General features: G+C 45.7%; 21 protein-coding genes. 2 read left to right on the top strand and 19 right to left on the bottom strand.

All coding sequences use genetic code 11. From position 1 onward, the window contains the following. Positions 1 to 11: 11 nt before the first annotated feature. The 5 genes from B9N86_RS10615 to B9N86_RS10595 all read right to left on the bottom strand — a co-directional run bounded on the left by B9N86_RS10615 (position 12) and on the right by B9N86_RS10595 (position 4737). Positions 12 to 1316 carry a DUF4129 domain-containing protein gene (locus B9N86_RS10615; RefSeq protein ID WP_208919142.1) on the bottom strand — a complete coding sequence of 435 codons (1305 nt, stop codon included), beginning with the start codon at positions 1314 to 1316 and terminating at the stop codon, positions 12 to 14. After that, a complete protein-coding gene (locus tag B9N86_RS10610) occupies positions 1313 to 2419 on the bottom strand; it encodes a DUF58 domain-containing protein (protein ID WP_208919140.1) in 1107 nt (368 codons plus the stop codon). The genes B9N86_RS10615 and B9N86_RS10610 overlap by 4 nt, the downstream gene beginning before the upstream one ends. A gap of 11 nt (positions 2420 to 2430) precedes the next feature. After that, positions 2431 to 3408: an AAA family ATPase gene (locus B9N86_RS10605; protein WP_208919137.1), complete on the bottom strand. Its 978-nt coding sequence runs from the start codon at positions 3406 to 3408 to the stop codon at positions 2431 to 2433. 129 nt (positions 3409 to 3537) lie between these two features. Beyond that, positions 3538 to 4338, bottom strand: a complete 801-nt coding sequence (locus tag B9N86_RS10600; RefSeq protein ID WP_208919135.1) for an alpha/beta fold hydrolase — start codon at positions 4336 to 4338, stop codon at positions 3538 to 3540. A 60-nt stretch (positions 4339 to 4398) separates the two neighbouring features. Then, entirely contained in the window at positions 4399 to 4737 is a 339-nt protein-coding gene (locus B9N86_RS10595; protein WP_208919133.1) for an antibiotic biosynthesis monooxygenase family protein, read from the bottom strand. A gap of 96 nt (positions 4738 to 4833) precedes the next feature. Between B9N86_RS10595 and B9N86_RS10590 the strand changes: the two genes are divergently transcribed. Beyond that, a complete protein-coding gene (locus tag B9N86_RS10590; protein WP_208919131.1) occupies positions 4834 to 5133 on the top strand; it encodes a hypothetical protein in 300 nt (99 codons plus the stop codon). Positions 5134 to 5262: 129 nt separating this feature from the next. Here the strand turns inward: B9N86_RS10590 and B9N86_RS10585 are convergent, their stop codons facing one another. From B9N86_RS10585 to B9N86_RS10555, 7 genes are all read right to left on the bottom strand, one after another. Beyond that, positions 5263 to 6180 carry an NAD(P)/FAD-dependent oxidoreductase gene (locus B9N86_RS10585; protein WP_208919129.1) on the bottom strand — a complete coding sequence of 306 codons (918 nt, stop codon included), beginning with the start codon at positions 6178 to 6180 and terminating at the stop codon, positions 5263 to 5265. Between the two features lie 149 nt (positions 6181 to 6329). Further along, the gene (gene chrA / locus B9N86_RS10580) at positions 6330 to 7544 is read right to left on the bottom strand and encodes a chromate efflux transporter (protein ID WP_208919127.1); all 1215 of its coding nucleotides are present in this window, start codon (positions 7542 to 7544) and stop codon (positions 6330 to 6332) included. 158 nt (positions 7545 to 7702) lie between these two features. After that, on the bottom strand, positions 7703 to 8926 hold the full coding sequence (locus tag B9N86_RS10575; RefSeq protein WP_208919125.1) for a CynX/NimT family MFS transporter: 1224 nt from the start codon (positions 8924 to 8926) through the stop codon (positions 7703 to 7705). Positions 8927 to 9090: 164 nt separating this feature from the next. Beyond that, the gene (locus B9N86_RS10570; RefSeq protein WP_208919105.1) at positions 9091 to 9885 is read right to left on the bottom strand and encodes an ABC transporter ATP-binding protein; all 795 of its coding nucleotides are present in this window, start codon (positions 9883 to 9885) and stop codon (positions 9091 to 9093) included. Further along, positions 9885 to 10802 (bottom strand): ABC transporter permease, encoded by a 918-nt coding sequence (locus B9N86_RS10565; protein WP_208919103.1) that lies wholly within the window; start codon positions 10800 to 10802, stop codon positions 9885 to 9887. The genes B9N86_RS10570 and B9N86_RS10565 overlap by 1 nt, the downstream gene beginning before the upstream one ends. 57 nt (positions 10803 to 10859) lie before the next feature. Further along, entirely contained in the window at positions 10860 to 11894 is a 1035-nt protein-coding gene (locus tag B9N86_RS10560; RefSeq protein ID WP_208919101.1) for an ABC transporter substrate-binding protein, read from the bottom strand. 242 nt (positions 11895 to 12136) lie between these two features. Then, positions 12137 to 12775 (bottom strand): SGNH/GDSL hydrolase family protein, encoded by a 639-nt coding sequence (locus B9N86_RS10555; RefSeq protein WP_208919099.1) that lies wholly within the window; start codon positions 12773 to 12775, stop codon positions 12137 to 12139. Positions 12776 to 13040: 265 nt separating this feature from the next. Here B9N86_RS10555 and trhO point away from each other — a divergent pair, with 265 nt between their 5' ends. Further along, the gene (gene trhO / locus B9N86_RS10550) at positions 13041 to 13937 is read left to right on the top strand and encodes an oxygen-dependent tRNA uridine(34) hydroxylase TrhO (RefSeq protein ID WP_208919097.1); all 897 of its coding nucleotides are present in this window, start codon (positions 13041 to 13043) and stop codon (positions 13935 to 13937) included. An 80-nt stretch (positions 13938 to 14017) separates the two neighbouring features. On the opposite strand, the gene B9N86_RS10545 is transcribed toward trhO, so the two are convergent. From B9N86_RS10545 to B9N86_RS10515, 7 genes are all read right to left on the bottom strand, one after another. Next, positions 14018 to 14266, bottom strand: coding sequence for a YuzB family protein (locus B9N86_RS10545; protein ID WP_208920207.1), 249 nt, complete (start codon positions 14264 to 14266; stop codon positions 14018 to 14020). Between the two features lie 120 nt (positions 14267 to 14386). Then, positions 14387 to 15469: a lactonase family protein gene (locus B9N86_RS10540; protein ID WP_208919088.1), complete on the bottom strand. Its 1083-nt coding sequence runs from the start codon at positions 15467 to 15469 to the stop codon at positions 14387 to 14389. Positions 15470 to 15666: 197 nt separating this feature from the next. After that, the gene (gene odhB, locus B9N86_RS10535) at positions 15667 to 16938 is read right to left on the bottom strand and encodes a 2-oxoglutarate dehydrogenase complex dihydrolipoyllysine-residue succinyltransferase (RefSeq protein ID WP_208919087.1); all 1272 of its coding nucleotides are present in this window, start codon (positions 16936 to 16938) and stop codon (positions 15667 to 15669) included. A 6-nt stretch (positions 16939 to 16944) separates the two neighbouring features. Continuing rightward, positions 16945 to 19821, bottom strand: a complete 2877-nt coding sequence (locus B9N86_RS10530; protein ID WP_208919085.1) for a 2-oxoglutarate dehydrogenase E1 component — start codon at positions 19819 to 19821, stop codon at positions 16945 to 16947. A gap of 226 nt (positions 19822 to 20047) precedes the next feature. After that, on the bottom strand, positions 20048 to 20932 hold the full coding sequence (locus B9N86_RS10525) for a DUF72 domain-containing protein (protein WP_244563026.1): 885 nt from the start codon (positions 20930 to 20932) through the stop codon (positions 20048 to 20050). A 62-nt stretch (positions 20933 to 20994) separates the two neighbouring features. Continuing rightward, positions 20995 to 21921 carry a Gfo/Idh/MocA family protein gene (locus B9N86_RS10520; protein ID WP_208919083.1) on the bottom strand — a complete coding sequence of 309 codons (927 nt, stop codon included), beginning with the start codon at positions 21919 to 21921 and terminating at the stop codon, positions 20995 to 20997. Between the two features lie 123 nt (positions 21922 to 22044). After that, positions 22045 to 22209: a hypothetical protein gene (locus tag B9N86_RS10515; RefSeq protein WP_208919081.1), complete on the bottom strand. Its 165-nt coding sequence runs from the start codon at positions 22207 to 22209 to the stop codon at positions 22045 to 22047. Positions 22210 to 22327 lie beyond the last annotated feature (118 nt).

The following is a 22327-nucleotide window of genomic DNA, read 5'->3' as shown; positions in this document are numbered from 1 at the left end:
CTGTCCACTCCTTATTTACGATTAAATTTCTTAAGTTTGTTGTGTAGCTCATCATCACGAATCGAGCGATCGCCGTATCTGGCTTGTTCATACAGACTGATAAAACCTTCTGACATGGACTCCTCCGCTTCTTTCCATGCTTTCAGATCCTGTTCGGTTTCTCTTGGTGTGTGGGACGGCTGCCATTTGTATCCTTCCCGTATTTTACGGGTCAGTATCCTTCTGTATATCTGTCTTATTCTTGCCGCATTATCACCTGACTCATCATTTTTATGAAAGGGTCTGTTTACACCCAGCCCTTTGAGCAAACGTTTGAACAGCTTGCTAGCCTTCTCATGCTCGATTTCTATTTCCTCGTCCTCGTAGCCCAATACTGCTACGTTCTGCGGCGAGCGAGACATCAAGCGGTTCAGCCAGGCAGACATTTTTCTGAGCAAGCCTGGAAGAGATTTGGCGAAGCGGTACAGCAGGAATACAATCAAAGCTGCAGCCAAAATGTAAAAAGCGTAAAATGCGAGCTGCTCTATGAATTTAATCCATGCAGGCGGTGACGATATTTCTTCGGGGAAAGGCATGTTGTTCTCTCCCGGAAGATTCTGCTGAAGAGGTTCACTTTCTTCTGGAGATGTACTCAGAAGGCCCGAGATCCAGGACGCGATGCTTCTTCCTAATCCAGCCAGCCATTGCTGCAGTTGTGAGAAAAGAACGATCACACCAATGATCAGCAACAAAATAATTATCATCCCTCTGTTATACCTGAGCACACGCTGCTCAATAACTGGCACCTCTGATCCGGGAAGGGTCTGTTCTTCAACAGATTTGCGATTCACAATGAATAAGGTAACGATTAGTGCCAAAGCTCCAGCCAGTGTTAAGACAGATAAAAAAGGCTTTAATAAAACAATAAAGCTCAAGACGAAGCTGCTTACGCCATATACGATCAAGCCAATCAAGAAGTATTGTCCCGGAAACATGATGGACCAGCTGATCTGTTCCATTCGAGCTCCTCGATAGCACGCAACAATTAAACTGGGAACGGTTACGAGAAGAGCGAGTGAAGTACCGAGCAATGAAATGGATACCACAATGGCTAGAACGCAAGCCCATAATCCTGTTTTTACAAATGTGTTTAACTTGAACAGTCGACTGCCTGCAAAACCTGCAGCATATCCAAGAATGAGCACCACCGACCATATGATCATAAATGATTTCGGAAGAAGATACACCATCGGTATGTATAATACCGGAAAGAACAGTAAACATTCAACCATTCCCTGTCCAATAGCTCGAGGCAAATCCTTCAGCATGGATTTCATGATAACACCTCCTTCCTCGATAAACCTGGATCTTCAAGAATGGTTACCTGAACACGGTGTCCTTCCTCTTTGAACCGGTTCAACATGGACTGCAAACGATCATTCACATATGTGCTTAGCACCAAGATATCATGTGATCCCTCCAAATGATAAAGCTCTTGTTCCATATAATCATGAAAAGAGATCGCGCGATTTAACTCCAACCTTGCGAGTGATTCATAAATAAGGATCAGCTGTTCTCTCCCGCCGGAAATGGGTATGTCAATGAGTTCATTGGGCTCTTCTTCAAGACTTCCGTTAGAGCCTAAGCCTAGCTCCATGCCTTGAGACAGAAGATGAGAGGCAACACCTGCTGCTAAACGAATCCCGTGTTCAACAGGTTCTGGCCGGGTTGCCTTACTCCACATGAGTTCATGATCTTCAATGTTCAAATAAAGTTTTATCCGGTAGTCTGCCGTTGCATCTCGCCTGTGAACCTGCAGAGATCCGCTCCGGGCACTGGCCTTCCAATGAATATTTTTTAAAGGATCACCATCCCGGTATTCCCTGATTCCTGAAATAAGGAACGGATCCTCCACAATCCATCTTCGGACAACCAAATCTCCCATCCAGGTCTGGACCGGCAAACTCATTTTAGAGACATCTAACGGCTCAGGATAAACTACCACCTTACCTTGAAGAGGAACGCTCCGTACAACGAAGTTACTTCCCAGAAGATCACCGGAAGTCATCGACACGGTACCCAAACGGTAAACCCCTCGATGAGCTGCTGTTACGTAATGTCTTCTAACGATCTTTGTCCATGGCATCAGACTGAAAAAGCTTTTGTGGTTCTGGTTATACTGCCCTTCACTTATATCCAGATTTTGTTGCCCCCGAAAGACAAGTCCCATCCGGAATTGAGATTCCACCCGAAGCCAGGGCACAGGAAGAACCTTGCGGTTCTCGATTGTTTCAATCAATTCCAGCGCCTCACCTTCAAAACATGATGAAACCTTAAATGATCGGTTATATGTAATCTTACTCAGAGCAAGACGTCGAAACAGGCCTGCCTGCATTGCAATGACAACGGCTGCGACAAGAAGTATCCAGTATGCTCCCATAAGTTTTCCTCCTATGGTAAGATGCTTTCTTCTGACGGAACCGGTATCTCCTGCAGAATACGTAGGATCACCTCTTCTGCAGCTCCCACTCTGCCGCGCGTACGGGCAGTTCCTCGGAGGAGCATACGATGTGCCCAGGCCGCAGGTGCCAACTGCTTAACGTCATCTGGTGTGACGAAATCCCGTCCCTGCAAAATAGCCTGTACCTGAGCCGCCTTAAGCAGAGCCTGACAGCCCCTCGGACTGACTCCGGAAGCCACAGATTCATCCTTACGAGTCCGCTCGGCCAGGTCCACGATATATTTCAGCACATCATCGCTAATAAATACTTTGGCAGCAGTCTCTCTCGCATGTAACAGTTCGTGGATAGAAGCTGCAGCTGTAAGCAGTTCAAGCGGCTGTGCCTCTTTAAAGCGCTTTAATATATGCACACTCTCTTCCGAGCTCGGATACCCCATACTGAGCTTAAACAGGAAACGGTCCAACTGGGCCTCTGGAAGCGGGAAAGTGCCTTGTTGTTCCAGCGGATTTTGGGTAGCAATGACAAGAAAAGGATTCTCCAGCATGTGGGTGACACCATCGATACTAATTTGACGTTCCTCCATACACTCAAGCAGACTGGACTGGGTACGCGGTGTTGCCCGATTAATTTCATCAGCAAGCAAAATGTGAGTAAACAGTGGACCAGGGCGGAATTCAAACTCGGAACTCTTCTGGTTAAAATAATAAATGCCGCTTAGATCGGACGGCAGCAGGTCGGGTGTAAACTGAACTCTTTTAAACGTGCAAGCGACCGATTTCGCCAGTGATTTAGCTAGCAATGTCTTGCCCGTACCTGGTACATCCTCCAGTAGGACATGACCTGAAGTTACTAAAGCTATAAACAATTTATCTATCAAATCCTCTTTACCTACAATAACTTTACCGATGCTTGTCCGGACCTGTCCGGCCAACTCGCGAACTGCATTATAATCTGAGATAGGAACCACTCCTTATGTAGATCTGCTCTATAAGTATAAAATTCGGCATCTTGATTAAAAAACCTGTTTATCCGATATCACTAGTTGATATGAAATTATTAAAAAACTCCAATTCCATCATGGAACCGGAGCTTTGAGTCATAGCTTCAGAAGCCAGGCATACACGGCTTCATTAAATTCATCAGGCCGTTCCAAATTTGGAAGATGACCACAATGGTGAAGACGGACCAATTCTGATTGCGAAATACCTTTCTGGAGCATTTGGCAAGTCTTTATATTAAATTTCAGGTCGTCACCGGGCTCGATAATAAGCGTGGGCATACGGATTTCTGATAACCGGGCTGCTGCCGGAGGGGATAAACTCCTGTTCAACTTCAAGTCCCATGTATAGAAAGCTTCGTTTGCCCGAAAAATATCCATAAATATTTTTCTTCTGTCAGCTTGCTTCGGAATAAAATACTTCCAGTACCGGTTTCGCTCAAATTGATCCGCAGCCGTATGTATACCTTTGCTTTTAACCGCAACGTAACTCTTAATACTTTCGAGCCGCATTCTCAGAGGTAGCTTGTTACCATTTACAGCTGGCCCAGCGAGCACTAGCGCTTTGACTCTGTCAGGATACGTGAGAGCAAAATCAATCGCTACACTGCCGCCAAAGGAAGCGCCAATTAGAATCGCTCTCTCAATCATATACTCGTCCAAAATATGCCTTAAATCATCTTCATAAGAAAAAGGTTCCGAAGGAATATCTGTATGTCCATAGCCGCGCTGGTCAAAAGCAATAACTCTGAAATACCGGGCAAAAAACGAAATCTGTTCTTCCCAAACATCAAGGTTCGTGTGTCCTCCATGCAGAAATACAACGGTTTCTCCCTGACCGCTAACGGTCATTCTGTAATTGATTCCTTGGATGCTGCAAATTTCTGGCGAAATGCTCAAAGTCGCTCACTCCATCTTTATTCGAATTATAATTCTGTCAATTCATCGGCTAGATCATCCTTATTCATCCTTATTCATCCGTTTCTCACGCTCATATTCCCTTCCCTCTACAGGAATATCTATATAATGTTTCACTTCAGGTTGCGGATCGTAGAATGGTTGAAGCAGTGCGTTCCATTCCTTATACTCAGGAGAATGGCGGAGTCCGATCGAACGATCATGAATTGCATTCCAACGGATCAGCAATATATATTCATCTTTGTTCTCAATGCATTTATACAGTTCATGGCCTAGGTAACCTTGCATTTTGGAAATAATACCGTACGCGGAACGAAATACACTCTCAAAATCGTTTATAGCTCCTGGCTTGATATACAATGTGGCTGCTTCTAATATCATTTCGAGCCCCCGCTTTCATCTAGAAATATGTTTGTGCAGTATCCATGTATATGCTGATATAATAGGAAAGAATACTGAAACGGGGATGAAACAAGCATGGCATTTGGCATCTCGAAGCAAGAACTTAAAGAATGGAAGACAGCGGTGAGTCGAGGCGAAATCGCATATCTGACCCACTATTGGTACGATTCCAGATTTCCAGAGTACAAGACGGTAACCAAAGTCGGATGCTCCGATCTAGTCCGCCTGAGACAATGGTGTATGGAACATGACCTCGATCCCATATATATTCATAACCGCATGCCCTATCCTCACTTTGACCTCATTGGCCCTAAACAGGCCGAGATCCTTCGTAAGGCTTCTCTGGACAGTCATGTACGTCGTTTTAACCTCTGAATGAATGCGTGTGGTAAGAACGTTAAAAACCCACCAAGTATCATCTGCAAGGTGATGAAACTTGGTGGGTTTATATGTCCATATTATTACTTAAACGCTTCAATTTGTCTATCTTGAATCTAAAAAACTTTAAGTCTTAGCGGCATCGTCCATTTCCTTTAACGCTTTGTGAATCCATATCGCAGCAGTCGCCCCATCACCCATCGCTACAGTTGTCTGTTCAGCGTGAACACCAAGATCGCCTGCGATCCATACATTCGTTACGTTGGTCATCTTGGATCTTGGATCAGCCTTTACATGTTTGTTATGCTCAAGCTCCGCTCCGAGCTGCGCTGCTAGTTCGGAATGAACCTTGTTTCCGCCAAAAGAGATAAACCCCCGTTCTGCCGAAATCACTGTCCCATCTTCCAGCTTCACGCCTTGGATCATTCCATCCCCTTGGCATTCCACCTTCGTGATTGTCTTCTCCACATACGCAATTCCTTTATTCTTTAACTGCCCAATTAGGTCATCATCAACAGCTGTTTTTTCGTGGTTGATATACGTTAAATCATCGGTTCTGTCACGTAGAAGAAGAGCCATGTCTGCACCGGACTTACCTGCTCCCAGTACGACAGTTTTGCGATTTTGGACCTCGTAACCGTCGCAATCCGGACATACGTATACCGTACAGCCCAGCGTTGGCACAAGCCCCGGAATATTTGGAAAGCGATCTGTCAGTCCAGTGGCAAGCAAGATCGTCTTCGCGTTGTATTCTTTACCGCTCTCGCCAGTAAGCAAAAATGAGCTGTTCTTCGCCTCTGCCTTCTTCACCGTGTCATTTGCGAATTGTACTCCTACAGACTCAGCCTGCTGCCTCCCAAGAGAACGAAGCTCTTTTCCCGAAATCCCTTCAGGCCAGCCCAATATATTGTGATAATTCCGGCATAATGTCGACCGCCCACTTCCGTTGTCTATCACTAGAATATCGTGGGCACTATAGCGACCTAATTGAATGGCAGCCTGTAAACCGGCGATCCCTCCGCCGACAATAATACAATCATTCATGCAAAAACACTTCCTTTTTGAAAATCATTCTGTTTTTCAAAACAAGATCATTCTTTACCCCTCCGACTATTCTTTCCATAATTTCATGTCCTTATAAAAACGTCTATCGACGTACCTCATAGAAGACAGACGTATTTAGCGGTAGTTTCCTACAGCAACAATTGTCCAACCGCTGCTCCAACAACAACGACAACCCAGGGTGGTGATTTCCAGAACATCAACATAACGAATAAGCCTGCAGCAATGATAAACTCGAATGGAGAGGTAATCGATGATTTCCAAATAGGATCGTACAGCGCAGCGAATAAAATACCTACCACTGCCGCATTCATTCCTAACATAACTCCTTGCAATCTAACGTTTCGTCTAAACCGATTCCAGAAAGGCATAGCTCCTATGACCAACAGGAATCCTGGAAGAAAAACCGCCAGCACAGCCACAACAGCACCTGGTATTCCGTGTATGAGGGCTCCCAAATAAGCAGCAAACGTAAACAATGGGCCAGGTACAGCCTGGGTTGCCCCATATCCCGCTATAAAATCCTCTTTACTCATCCAACCGTTAAGCATCATCTCTGTCTCCAATAGTGGTAGGACGACATGTCCACCGCCAAATACAAGAGATCCGGTACGGTAGAAACTATCGACGATGGCAATCCACTCGTTCCCGCTTATCAGACGTGCAATTGGAAGCGCTACTAGCAAAATGACAAACAAAGCCAGGCAGAGAATACCCGTCTTGTGTCCAATTCGAAAAGACTTGAGCAAACCGGATACCGGCTCCTCCTGCTTGAATAGAATTAGTCCAACTATCCCCGCGGCTCCAATGACCGCGACCTGTATCCAAGGAGTCTGCCAGAGCAGTACAGATGCCATCGCACCAAATGCAATGCTTGCCTTGAGCTGACCGGCAGCTAGTTTGCTGCCCATACCTGCAACGGCATGAGCCACAACTGCAACCGCGACAAGCTTCAATCCATGAAGCCAGCCAAACACACTGGTATCCAGGGTATGTATCATATAGGCAAAGGCAATGAGTACCAGCACTGATGGTAAAGTGAATCCAACCCAAGCAATAATTGCACCCCAAATGCCTGCCCGTATGGCACCAATGCCGATTCCAACCTGACTGCTGGCCGGACCGGGAAGAAACTGACATAATGCGACGAGATCGGCGAACGATTTATCATCAATCCATTTTTTACGTGTTACATAGACTTCGTGAAAATACCCCAAGTGCGCAATAGGCCCCCCAAATGAGGTCATCCCTAGCTTTAATGAGGTCCACCAGACACTCCATAATTCGCGTCTCTGGCTCGGATTAGAGAAATTCGATTCTAGCTCTTCTGGTTGATTTGAGAACATTTCATCCCTCCTGTACCGTTTCTTGAACCACAATATAATAAATACTGAACATAAGATACAGGTTTGTGTTAACTATATGTAAAAAAAGAGAGCAGTCACCTCATAGTGGACTGCCCTCTTTGCTAACCGTAAATTGTACTTGATCTTCTATAAGCTATTTATTCCGATTTCTCCGTCGTGGCAGAAATATATCCCGGTTTTGCCGCACCGAAACCGAATATAAACATAATTATGACTACTCCCGTCAAGATCATCAACGGAACACTCCAGCCGTGTGTAAAATCATGCATGTAGCCGATCAGCATTGGACCTACGGCTGCAAGCAGGTAACCTAAAGACTGGGCCATACCGGATAAGGCCGCTGCTTCATGAGCCGTCCGGGTTCGAAGCGTGAAGAACATGAGCGACAAGCTAAAGTTCGCACCGCCGGAAATGCCGATCAGAATCACCCACAGCAAGTTCATGGATTGTATGCCCGATAACAGGCCCACATAACCTGCAAACATACATGCTGCAGAGACCAACACCAGAAGACGCTGATTGGGTCTGCGCCCTGCAAGCACAGGGATAATAAAGGAAAACGGTAAGCTAACGAATTGCAGAATAGAAAGCATCCATCCCGCAGCAGTGTAATCCAATCCCTGACTGTGCAGTATTTCAGGCAGCCAGGAAATATTAACATAGAAGGTGAAAGATTGAAGTCCCATAAATAATGTGATCTGCCAAGCCTTCTTAGACTTCATTACACTTCCGCCTTTGGATACAGAACTAACTTTGCTTATGGAGGCTCGTCCGCGGCGTTGCATGATCCATACGACGCTTGCCAGCACAGACAATACTGACCACACCGCAAGCGATCCCTGCCAGCCCAGTTTCGGCTGTGAAGCCAGGGGTATACTTATTCCTGAGGCAATCGCTGCGAGCATGTTCATCGACATGGAATAGGTTCCGGTCATCAGACCGATGCTGCGCGGGAAGTCCCTCTTGATGAGACTTGGAAGTAGAACATTGCCTACCGCAATAGCCATGCCGAGGAGTGCCGTTCCCAGCATCAGAGTCCATGGAGATGATATCGAGCGTACCCAGATGCCGACGGTCAAAACCATCATACTGAATAGAAGTGCAGATTCAATCCCGAATCTTCTGGCTAATCCGGGTGCAATCGGAGACAGAATTGCAAATGCAAGCAGGGGAAGTGTCGTAAGCATTCCTGCCAATGCATTGGATATACCTGTATCATCACGAATAATTCCAATCAACGGACCTACAGATGTAATACCTGCCCGTAAATTAACCGCAACTAAAATAATTCCAACAAAAAGAAGCCACTTGCGGGTCTCCTGTTGTTGGTCAGGATCTATGGATGTATAACTTGATGCCATGATACAAACTCCTCACTCTAAATAAATATGTAGAAATAAACTTATCACAATTGTAAGCTTTACAGCAAACACCTTGCCAAGAGGAAAAACCGCATCTTTTCGATGCGGTTCTCCGTTAATGCTGTTATTGCTTGGTTTATCGCAGACTCAGAATACGGTCCGAGTTAACCAAGCATAAGACGGTCATCAGACAACTTATGTCCGCTGATCTGCTCAAACTCACCTAACAGTTGTTCTACTGTCAAGTGCTGTTTGCGCTCCTCGTTCACGTCGAGGATTATCCGCCCCTTGTCCATCATAATCAGACGATTTCCAAGACGTATCGCCTGCTCCATATTGTGCGTTACCATAAGCGTTGTCAGCTTGAGTTCGCGAACAATGTCATCAGTTAACCGGGTTATCAGCTCCGCGCGAGCAGGATCAAGCGCAGCGGTATGCTCATCCAGCAGCAAAATTTGCGGCTCAGTGAAAGTCGCCATGAGCAGGCTTAATGCCTGACGCTCACCGCCGGACAGCATGCCGACCTTTGCTCTCAAACGGTTTTCCAAGCCGATGCCGAGTCGCATCAGCTGCTCACGGAACATTTTTCGCTTGGCTATAGTCACTCCTATTCTTAATCCACGAGATTGTCCGCGGCGGTAGGCCATTGCTAGATTCTCTTCAATAGTCATATGTGGTGCTGTACCAGCCATTGGATCCTGGAATACACGACCAATCCATCGGCTGCGCCGGAATTCCGGCAGGTGACCGATCGAATTCCCATCAATGCTCACATCGCCTGCGTCAGGCTTCATCACTCCGGAAATAATATTCATCAATGTAGATTTTCCTGCACCATTACTCCCAATGACGGTTACGAAATCCCCGGGATTTAAATGAAGGTGAATGCCCATGAGAGCAATTTTTTCATCCACCGTACCCGGATTGAACAGCTTGGACACATTATTCAATTGCAACATCAGAGCGCACCTCCCTTTGTCTTGCCTTGAGCTAGTAGCTGTGCGGAGCGCTTGCGTGCATGAGACCGCTGTTTCATGGATCTGCGGATTGTCGGAACGACCAGAGCAATAATGACAATGACCGCAGTGATTAACTTGAGATCAGAAGCTTCCAGCCATTCAATTTCGTAAGCGGCGGATACCACAATACGATAAATAATGGAGCCCATAATAACCGCTGCTGTTGTACGGAATACAGAACCTGTACCCAAGATTGCTTCTCCGATAATGACGGAAGCCAGACCAATAACAATCATTCCGATCCCTGCGCCGATATCTGCAAAGCTCGACTGCTGCGCAACCGCTGCACCGGACAAGGCAACAAGCCCATTAGAAAGACTTAAACCCAACATCGTTGTCGTATCTGTATTCACCCCAAAGCTTCGGATCATCCGCTTGTTGTCACCCGTCGCCCGCAAGGATAAACCGAGATCAGTACGGAAAAATGCATCCAGCAGCAGTTTACCAACAATCACAATAACAGCCATAAGTAAGATCGGGTCAAGTGTCGAAAATATTGTATTTTCTCCACTTAGAGATACATTGGGCTTGTCCAAAATCCTCATGTTAATAGAATAGAGAGCAATCATCATAATAATGCCGGACAATAGTCCATTGATTTTCCCTTTTGTATGCAGTAGGCCGGTACAAGCACCTGCAAGCATCCCTCCGGTGAAAGCGCCTAATGTTGCGAGCCAAGGAGAAACTCCGTTTGTGATCAGGATTGCAGCAATAGCGCCGCCCATCGTAAAGCTGCCATCAACGGTCAAATCAGGGAAATCCAAAATTCTAAATGTTATATACACGCCAAGTGCCATAAGAGCGTATAACAGACCTAATTCGATGGGACCATCCAATTTACTCAGGAATTCAATCATGTCATGCCCTCCTATATGATTAAGCAAGGCGCGGGCAGTCATGTCCGCGCCTTACTGCTACTGAATGATGTTATTATCCGGGTCTTTGACTTCCTGCTTCATGGCGTCTGTTACTTCAATTCCGTAATCAGCTGCTGCCTTGGCATTCAGAATCAAATCCAATTTATCCGGGATCGTAATCTTCATATCCGCCGGTTTCTTTCCATTCTTCAGTATTTCTACAGCCATTTGACCTACTTGATATCCATGGTCATAATATTTGAATCCTACTGTGGCGAAAGCCCCCTTCTCGACCGTGTCCCGATCACTTGCGAAGAACGGAATCTTGTTGGCTTTAGCCGTTTGGATAATCGTGTCTGCGCCGCTTACAACGTTATTATCGAGAGTTATATAAAAAGCATCCACCTTGCCAACAAGCGACTCCGCAGCTTGTTTTACTTCCGAGGTATTCGTTACAGCAGCCTTGACCAACTCGATGCCATGTTCCTTCAAAGCTTCTTCAGCTGTCTTGGACATAACCACAGCGTTCGGTTCTCCTTCATTTATAATGAGACCGACCTTCTTCACGTTAGAAAAATGAGTGCTGATAAATTTCATAAGCTGTTTCGTAGCATCAGGATTCGTATCCGATGCTCCGGAGACGTTGCCGCCCGGCTTTTCCAGATCACTCACCAGCTTGGCGTCAAGCGGATCCGTTACCGCCGCAAATAAAACGGGAGTTTCCTTCACTTTATCTGTAATTACCTGAGCCGAAGGTGTAGCAATCGCGATGATCAGGTCATTCTTGGAATCCTTCAGCTTTTGCCCGATTGAAAGGTTATTGGTGGAATCGTTTTGAGCATTGTTATAGTCCAATTTCAAGGTGTCAGGCTCGGAAATTCCTCCGTCTTTAAGCGCTGCCATAATTCCTTCGCGAGTAGCATCGAGCGATGGATGCTCAACATATTGCGAAATCGCAATTTTAAACTGCTTCTTCTCTGTGTCGCCACCGGAGCCGGTTGATGGAGTACCTGCATCCGGCTTGCTTCCGCAACCGGCAGCTGTCAGCAATAGCGCGGACAATGTCAACGATAACCACATTTTTTTCTTCAATGGAAATTAACCCCTCTCTTTATCGAGACATTTGATGATCGACACAAAGCGACACCGCTGAAACGCTTTTATCGATAAAAGTATTAAAGCAAAAAAATATAGTTTTGAACAACGGTTTATTATGCATATTTTATATGCAGGTTGCAGGTTACGTCAATTGTGATTTTTGATTAAATAAGGAAAAACATCCCCAGCTCTGCTGAAGATGTTCTCTCACCATTAAAGATTATAATATAATCGGTTTATAAAAATGATTTACCTTTAAGTGCTGCGAGCCACCCATCTGCCATTAAAGCGTGCCCGGCCGGTGTAGGATGGACTCCATCCGGGGCATAATACGTCATATCATGCTGTGCACTTGCTGCTGCGAACAACCCGTCTAATGGTACATATAGTGTATTAAACTCACGGGCCAATTCACGCACCGCTTGAATCTTTGGATCCAAATCTTCGCGCCAATGCTTCTTCTCTTCGGTGACAGGAAGCAGGAAAGGCTCCATCAGAATGATTTTTGCACCGGTTTTTTCACGGGTTTGGACCAAAAGCTCTCTGTATCCTTCATAGTAAGCTTGTGTTGAAGTGGGTTCTCCACGGTGGTATCTCCACCCCACTTCATTAATACCTACCAAAATCGATACCCACGAAGGGTTCAGATTAATACTATCTTCATCCCAGCGAGACCTTAAATCAACAACACGATTGCCGCTGATCCCACGATTAAGAAAGCGCATTCTTTTTTCCGGGTACTTCAAGCCAAGCTTACCTGCAACCATTAATGCATAACCGCTTCCAAGACTTCCGGGATCACCGTAATTCCTGCCGCAATCGGTAATGCTGTCTCCCTGGAACAATAGTACCTTTTCTTCTTCCTTATGTAGCATTGATGCACACTCCTCAAGAAACGAAAAATTCGACTCGAAACGTTAGCCTATTTAATGTTCACTTGTAACATTGGGAGTCCATAAACTTATCATATACGCTATTCCGTGCTCTTCCAACCCCCTTGCGACGAAATATTATTACCTTTAATGTCTGCATAAATACTGCCAAACTTTCTATACATTAAAGTTGACTAAATGACAAGAATTCACTACAATTTTATAAGTATGCTTTAACCGAAATCCCAAAAAGAACAGGTGATCATTCATGACTGAACAACAACAGTCCTATCAAATTTTATTATATTATAAATTCGTCTATATCTCGGATCCCGAAGCCTTTAAGAGCGAGCATTTGCAGTACTGCAAGGATCTCGGACTCAAAGGCCGTATTCTTGTCTCTTCTGAAGGCATTAATGGTACGGTATCCGGTACGGTTGAACAGACGGAACAGTATATGCGGGACATGAAATCCAATCCGCTGTTTGCTGATATGGTATTCAAGGCTGATCCTTCTGAGGGACATGCATTCCGCAAAATGTTCGTCCGACACCGGAAAGAACTCGTTACATTCCGAGTGGATGATGAATTAGATCCGAATGTGATTAGCGGTAAACGCCTCTCCCCACAACAATTTTTCGAGCAGCTTCAGCAGGACGATGTCATTGTTCTCGACGGCCGCACGGACTACGAATATGATATCGGTCATTTTAGAAACGCGATCCGTCCGGATGTTGAATCGTTCCGTGAGTTCCCTGAGTGGATTCGTGAAAATATGAGTCAGTATAAAGACAAGACAATTCTTACTTACTGCACCGGCGGTATCCGTTGTGAGAAGCTTACCGGGTTCATGTTGAAGGAAGGTTTCCAAGACGTCGCTCAGCTGGACGGCGGTATCGTAACCTACGGTAAAGATCCTGAAATTCAAGGTCGTCTCTTTGACGGTAAATGTTATGTATTTGACGAGCGTATATCCGTGCCGATCAATCATACGGATGAAGATGTTATTGTAGGTAAATGCCATCATTGCGGTGAGCCTGAAGACCGGTACATTAACTGTGCCAATGATGCTTGTCATCTACAGCACATCTGCTGTGAAAAATGTGAAGAGCTGCACCAAGGCTTCTGCTCCGATACGTGTGAAGAAACCGTTGCTGCAGGATAATATATTTGACACTTAAACACAAACGGCATGCCGCTTATTAAAGCGAGCATGCCGTTTTGTTATAAACGTCCTGTAGACGATTAATTATCATGAAAGACAGCCAGTTCGGATTCAATGGCAGCTTTGATTTTGTCCACGCATTCTTCAGTTGATTTGCCGAATACGCGTTTACCATTAACCAGAGCATAAGGTCGAAGCCTGCATAAACCGCAAAGGTTCATGCAGTCCGCGCGAAGCACCGCAATTTCAGGATACAGTTCTTCTAAATGCTCCAGATCCAAGGCGCTCATCAAGTTACTGTCGCACACTTCCACTACAACGATACCCATCATGATTTTGATCACCTGAATTCTAGTATAGAAATACGTCAGTTTATTATGAGGAATTCAGATGCTTTTGTCAATGTATCTCATGAGACGCTACGAATAAAGGCGAGCCCTAAGATAACATTAAACCATAAATACAGCCGGTTTAACACACACTGGTTTGGATTGCTCTATTGTCTTTCCAGTAAACTGTAGCGTCCCATTCTCAGGGTCAACTGTGAACAATACTAGATTGTTACCGTCACGGTTCGCCACAATCATAAACTTACCTTCAGGCATCAAAGAGAAATGACGCGGGTGTCCTCCTTCTGTGGAGATATACTGTATCGGGCTTAGCTCACCGGAGCTTGCATCTACGGAAAAGACCACAATACTGTCATGCCCCCGGTTGGAACCATAAACGGTACGTCCATCTTCTGAAACGGCAATCTCCGCACAATAGCTTTCGCCAGTAAAATCAGCAGGTAATGTAGAGATAGTTTGAATCGTCTCCAGTCGTCCCTCTTCTGACACATAACGGAATGCCGTAACTGTTGAATTCAATTCATTAATTACATAAGCATATTTACCACTTGTATGAAAAGCAAGATGGCGCGGACCTGATCCTGGCGTTAGCTGAGTCTCCCCATGAAACTCTAGCTTGTTGTCAGTTTTATTGATTTGGTATGCGATAATTTTGTCTAGACCCAGGTCTTGAACAAATATGTATTTACCATCGGGACTGAAAAAAGCTGAATGCGCTCTAGGCTGCTGTTCTGCGTCAGTACGGTGTCCTTCGTGGTACTGCTCATCCAACAGACTATCTGCCACACCGTTGTCATCCAAGGACAATAAACTCACCCGACCTCCGTGATAGCTTGATACGATCAGGTACTTATCTTCCAAATCCCTCTGAATATGACACGTTGAACTGCTGCTTCCGTGAATGTGGCTTAATTGATTCAACCTCCCTGATGAAGGATCGATATCAAACGTCACCACTTCACCGACTTTTCCTCCGTTCTCTGATACCTCTCCAATCGCATATAAACGGTTTGTCACCGTGTCCACATTGAGGAAAGTAGGATTCTTTATTCCTGAACTTTGATCCAGCAGCTGTAATTCACCACTGTCTTGATCAAATGAATAAACACAAATACCGTTCTCACCAGTTTCTGCATATGAGCCCGTAAATACCAACGTCCGGCTAACCTTTGCTGTTTCCATTGTTATACCTCTCCTTTCACACTTCCATCTTGAGATGGGCATGTACACTTCTTTACTCATGTTACACTTCCCGGTTCGAAGAAATCAATCCCGCTTTTTCCATATTACCATTCAATTGCGTGGCAGCTGTCACTGTTTCTAGCCAACAAAAAGGCTGCCCGACAGAAATCTGCAGGACAGCCTTTAACAGTAGTTCATTAACCTTCCAACAAGAGAGATTCCGGATCTTCAAGCAGTTCCTTCACAGTTACAAGGAAACGTACCGCTTCTGCCCCATCAACGATACGGTGATCGTAAGAAAGTGCGATGTACATCATCGGACGATTCTCGGAACGTTCCGCATCTATAGCCACAGGACGAAGCTGGATCTTATGCATACCCAGAATACCAACTTGTGGAGTGTTCAAAATTGGAGTTGAGAGGAGCGAGCCGAAAACACCGCCGTTCGTAATCGTAAAGGTTCCACCTTGCAGTTCAGACAGAGATAACGTATTACTGCGTGCCTTGCCTGCGAGATCAACGATCTCCTTCTCGATCTCTGCAAAGCCCAAGCGATCGGCGTCACGAACAACAGGTACAACCAAACCTTCTTTAGCCGAAACTGCAATACCGATATCATAAAATTTCTTAAGAATGATATCCTCGCCATCAATTTCTGCATTTAGCAGCGGATAACGCTTCAACGCTCCTACTACTGCCTTGGTGAAGAAGGACATAAACCCTAAACTTACATCATGCTTTTCCTTGAAAGCGTCTTTCCGGCGCTTACGAACGTCCAGAATGGCGGTCATGTCAACTTCGTTAAATGTAGTCAGCATGGCTGCTGTATGCTGAGCTTCAACTAGACGGTTAGCGATCGTCTGACGGCGACGAGACATACGCTGGCGCTCTGTCGGCTTGGCAGGGTTCTCAGCCGGAGCCGATGAAGCCACTGCCGGTGCTACAGACTTGCTCTCAGTCGCTGTTGTCTTGCTTCCGCCATTAGAGTGGTTTTTCACATCTTCATGGTAGATACGACCGATTGGGTCGCGGCCCTGTACCTGGTCCAGATCAATCCCGCGCTCACGCGCTAGTTTACGTGCGGCAGGTGAAGCCGGCGGTGTTGAACCGTCTCCGCTTTCTGCCGGAGGTGCTGGCGATTTAGGCTGCTCTACTGGAGCAGCTTTACTTTCTGCTTGTGCAGGTACCGGAACTTCAGCCGTCTTTGGTACTGCTGGCTCGTTACCTACTCCTTCTTCTGGGGAAATTTGACCGATGACTTCACCGATCGTTACGTTGTCCCCTTCCTGGCGAAGGATTTTTTGCACAACACCACTTGCCTCCGCACTGATTTCAAGATTGACTTTATCCGTTTCTAACTCGAGCAGAACATCACCGATGTTAACGCTATCCCCTTCTTTGACATGCCATTTAAATATCGTTCCTTCGGTGATAGATTCGCCCATAGCTGGTACAGTTATTTCGTTCACAGCCGCTTACCTCCCCAATGAGATATGTTGATTTATAGTTTTGCGATTAAGGGCAAAAGAAATGATTGTTTGTTGTTCGTACACGTGCACATCCTGATATCCGCTCGCCGGGCTTGAACGTTCCGGACGCCCGCTGTAACGAACCTCAGTACCCTTCGGTGCGATTTCGCGAATTTTCGGTTCCATGTAACTCCATGCACCCATGTTCTGTGGCTCTTCCTGAACCCAGAGGATTTCTTTCACATTCGGATACTGCTTCATAATCCGGGTAATTTCCTCTTTCGGGAACGGATACAATTGCTCTACACGAAGCACATGCAGCCAGGAATGATCCTCATCCTTCTTCTTATCGATCGCTTCTTCCAGATCTACAGCTACTTTACCAGAGCACATTACGAGACGTTCAACCTTTTTCGGCGATTGTCCAAGTCCAGGTTGCTCAATAACTTCTTGGAAGGAGCCTTCACTGAATGAGGTTACCGGTGATCCTACCCGCGGATTCCGAATTAAGCTCTTCGGAGCCATCAGTACAAGCGGACGGGCATCTTCGGTATTCACGATAGAAGCCTGTCTGCGAAGCAGATGGAAATATTGAGCTGAACTTGTCAGATTCGCAACAGTCCAGTTGTCTTCCCCGCCAAGCTGCAGGAATCTTTCAAGTCTGGCACTGGAGTGCTCAGGGCCCTGTCCCTCATAACCGTGCGGAAGCATCATCACGAGACTGGATTTCTGTCTCCATTTGGAACGTCCGGATGTGATGAACTGGTCAATGATAACCTGGGCACAGTTCGTGAAGTCACCATACTGGGCCTCCCAGATCACCAATGTTTCAGGCGAGTATACGTTATATCCGTACTCAAAGCCCAATACCGAAGCCTCGGAAAGCGGACTGTTGTGTATAGCAAATGAAGCTTTGGCATGTGACAATTGGTGCAGCGGACAGAACGTTGTTCCATCAACAGAATCATGTAGAACAAGGTTACGGTGTGCAAACGTGGCACGTTCCGCATCTTGTCCCGTAATTCGAATCGGCTGCCCATCAGCAAGGATGGAGGCAAACGCCAACGTTTCGGCATGTCCCCAATCTACTTTCTCACCATCTTGAAGCGCAGTGCTGCGGCGTTCAAGAATACGTTGAAGTTTAGGGTAAACTGTAAATCCTTCAGGCCATTGAAGAAGCTCGGCATTTATGGCACGGAGCGTTTCTGCCGGTACACTTGTGTTAGCCTTCGGCTTACTGTTATCGCCGGTCGGGTTCATACTCAGAAGCACATGATCCACTGGCTCTTTCGACTTAACGCTGTCATAAGCATCCTTCAAACCATTTTGAACTTTTGCCTTTAATTCATCAGCATCTGTTTGAGTCATGACTTTTCCACCAACAAGCTTTTTCATATACAGGTTGGTAACGGTGTCATGCTGTTTAACTTTTTGGTAAATGAGCGGCTGAGTCGTTTCCGGATCATCTGTCTCGTTATGGCCGTATCTGCGGTAACCGACGAGGTCAATCAGGAAGTCCTTCTTGAACTTGTTGCGGTATTCGCTTGCAAGACGAGCAGCAGCGATACATGCCTCCGGATCATCAGCGTTCACGTGAATAATCGGGATTTCATAACCTTTAGCGAGGTCACTGGCGTAAAATGTGGAACGTGAATCCTTGCCTTCTGTTGTAAAGCCGATACGGTTGTTTACGATGATATGAATCGTACCGCCGTTACGGAATCCAGGAAGCTTATTGAAATTGAGCGTCTCTGCTACAATTCCTTCACCAGGGAATGCAGAATCACCATGAATCAGAATCGTCGCTGCTTTGTTAACGTCCTGCTTCGGGTAACCTGGTCTACTACGGTCTTCTTGGGCTGCACGAGCAAACCCTTCAACAACCGGATTAACAAACTCGAGGTGACTCGGGTTATTAGCAAGTGTAATACGAACTTCATGCGCATCTGCTTCCTTAAGGAAGCGATCTGCTCCAAGGTGATACTTCACGTCGCCGGTCCAACCGTAATTAATTCCCATGGATCCTTCAGAAGGCACCAGGTGTTTGTTAGGCGAGTTCAGGAACTCCGAGAAAATTTTACTGTAAGATTTGCCCAGAACATGAGCAAGCACATTCAGACGTCCCCGGTGAGCCATACCCATCAAAATAGATCTGACATCCGCATGGGCCATTTCCCGTACGATCTCATCCAGCATAGGGATGAGTGCATCGTTACCTTCAACAGAGAAGCGCTTTGCACCCACAAACGTGCGATGCAAAAATTCTTCGAATTGCTCTGCTTCAAGCAATCTCTTCAGCAGGTGTTTCTTCTCGTTCCCATTCAACGGTGCCGGGTTGGTACCTGATTCGGCCTGGCTGTTCAGCCAATTCCGCTCTTCCTCTTCATGTACATGACTAAACTCATAGGCGATCGTTCCTGTATATATCTGATGCAGCCTTTGGATCGCCTCCCACCCATTCTTCACATCGCCGGGAGCTTCTTCCCATACGACTTCTGCAGGTAGGGCTGTCAAATCCGCTTGGCTAAGCTGGTACGTTTCAGGTTGAAGAAGACGTGTGTCTACCTTCGTTCCGATACCAATCGGATCAATGTCTGCGGCTAGATGACCGTAAGTTCTGATGTTCCACACCAGCTTACCGGCATTCACGCCCTTTTTCAGTAGATTGCGGTCAAATGTACCGCCGGATACCTGCGTATCCGCTTTCTTTTCTTTGTTTGGCAAAGATGGAGGAGATCCCCAACTGGCAAATAGCTCACGATATGCCGGCTCCACAGATTGTGGATCTTTTAGAAACTTTTCATACTGGTCTTGAATGTACCCTAAGTTTGGACCGTGATATTTCTGCCATGGTCCCTCTGTCATTCTGTCAAGGGTCTTCATCGCTGACTCCCTCCGTCAGATTATTTTGATAGTTCATGGACGGAAATTCTACTTACAAATTCATTATAATACACTTAACCACCATACCGAAAATAACCTTTTTATATAATTATCATCTCATAAACAGATCAATTTGCGTCAATTTCGTGACGGTTCTGTTATCAAAGAGCAAACAAACCTTTTCACTTTACATTAAAAGGATAAATAACCATCAATTAATGTTTATTTACCATTCCATCTGTCTGATAGGAACTGGACCGGTGTCCAAACCGAGAAGCTCCATCAACTGCTTCGCGTTGGCTGCAGCATCCCCACCCGAGTTATTGTTAAAGATCAGCCAGCATTCCTTCGTAGAATGTAGCAAAGTGAACAAATTTTGTTTCCATTCTTCCAACTCCTCAGCGCTGTAACGGTACAAATATCGTACCTCACGCCAATTGGCCTCTCCACTTGCATGCCAACCAGAGGCATTACGTCCGTGAAGACGAATCATCGTTGCATGCCCCTGCGTCGGTTCAAGCACGACGGGAATAGAGCCGATCCCCGCTTCCGGTTCGTCGGCAATGCTGTGAATCCAACCCTCATCCCGCATGAACTGCAGCGTCTTCTCCCTGTAATCTGATACAAACCAGCTCTGATTGCGGAATTCCAGCGCGACCGGAAAGCCGTCCATCCATTCCCGAGTACGCTTTAGAATTTCGACATGCTTTCGCTCGCAGTCAAACCAAGGCGGATACTGGAACAAAACCGTCTTTAGCTTTTCTTGCTGCATTAACACGTTCACTGATTCTTTAAAGACCTCAAACATCGTCTTCATATCCGAATAAGGATTTTTGCCGCGCGAGTGACCTGTCATACCTTGATAGGCTTTGACAATAAAGCCAAAATCATCCGGGGTCTGTGCACTCCATTTATCCATCCGGTCCGGGGCCGGAATCGCATAGAACGAATTATCCATCTCGATAATAGGGAAATGTCGTGTATATGCCTTCAGCTTCTCTGCCGCCTTGGTGCCCTCTTCGTAAAGATCATCATGATCTCCCCACCCAGACAATCCAATACGGATGCTGTTGCCAATGGATTCCTCTGTCGGCATCATTATCCTCTCCATATCAACAAGGTATTAGAACAACCGTCTTTCGTTATTAACCTTTTTTTTCGCGCATTCAAAAGTCAGAGCTTCCAGACGATAGCTCCATTCTCTTCTGCTTTTTTCACAATAATCTCGCACAAACGATGAGTCTCCAGTGCTTCTTCCATAGACGGCTCTTGCCGGGCCTCCCCCATAACACATTTGAGAAAGCTTGCGATGATGTCATCAAACCCGCGCCGCTTCAATACCGGCTCCCAGTCTCCAAATGCCCGATGTTTCTCTTCTCCTTGGCTAAAATGAATTGTAGTATTAAGGTCCCGGATTATATGTTTCTGACCAGAACTGATGACTTCCAGCCGCTCTTCTGTAATTCCGCTATCCCGGTTCATGAACCCGACAGATGTATAATCATCTCCTTCAAGTTTGATCATCACTTGAACCAACATTCCATCCTGAATCTTTGGAGAAACAGAGACATCACGAACGGTCCCGGGAGATAAATATGAGATCGTATCTACCACATGGATAAAGTCGTCAAATATGAAACGACGCGCGTAATCCGGTTGATGAATACGGTTTTTTTCCATATAAATATAAGTTCGATCTTTCACCTCTTTAAGCGCAGACACCATTGGAGCGAACCTGCGGTTGAATCCGGTCATGAGTACACAATTCTTTTGGTGTGCCAACTCTGTTAAAGTCTTGGCTTGTTCGTATGTGTATGCAATCGGCTTGTCCACATAGACATGGATGCCTGCATTCAGTAATGATTCAATGATCGCTGGATGTGATTCTGTCGATGTATGTACAAAAGCCGCATGGATTCCTGTCTCTATCAGCTTCTCAATAGTTTGAGCAGTCTGCGTTATCCGGTATTTGTCTTTTATTTGTTCCAGAACAGATTCATTTCTTGTAGATAGTACCCATTCCACTCCCTGAATTCCCGTCATGACTGGTAGGTACGCTTTTTGAGCAATATCTCCAAGTCCAATGATTCCCACTTTCATATATGATGCCCCCTTATAAGCTGAATAAGTATTTTTCTTCTATTATAAACAATGATCATATAAAACAAAAAAACATACCTCAGAAAGAGGCATGTTTCACCAATAATAGTTACGGCTGCGTATTTATAAATCGTCGTTTTTACCTGGAACCACCATAATGTGATCCCAAATAAACTTTTTCTCCTGCTCACTTAATGATGTCTTCTCAATTAATAAATGAATTCGTTCTTCCAGATGACCTACCAGATTCAAAAACCGGTCTATATCCGGCAAACGTTCTGTCGCCATATGTTATCCCCGCTTTCCGTTGAACTGAGTGAAGAATCTGGATGATTCGTATAATTCATTTTTAGCACTGATACTACCAAGCATACACGAGAATCGTTAAGTAAACATCAAATGTACA

Origin of the sequence: Paenibacillus uliginis N3/975 (genome assembly GCF_900177425.1) — a bacterium.
Taxonomy (GTDB): Bacteria; Bacillota; Bacilli; order Paenibacillales; family Paenibacillaceae; genus Paenibacillus_AQ; species Paenibacillus_AQ uliginis.
Note: the sequence above shows the minus strand (reverse complement) of the source record. Positions and strands in the feature narration are given on the sequence as shown.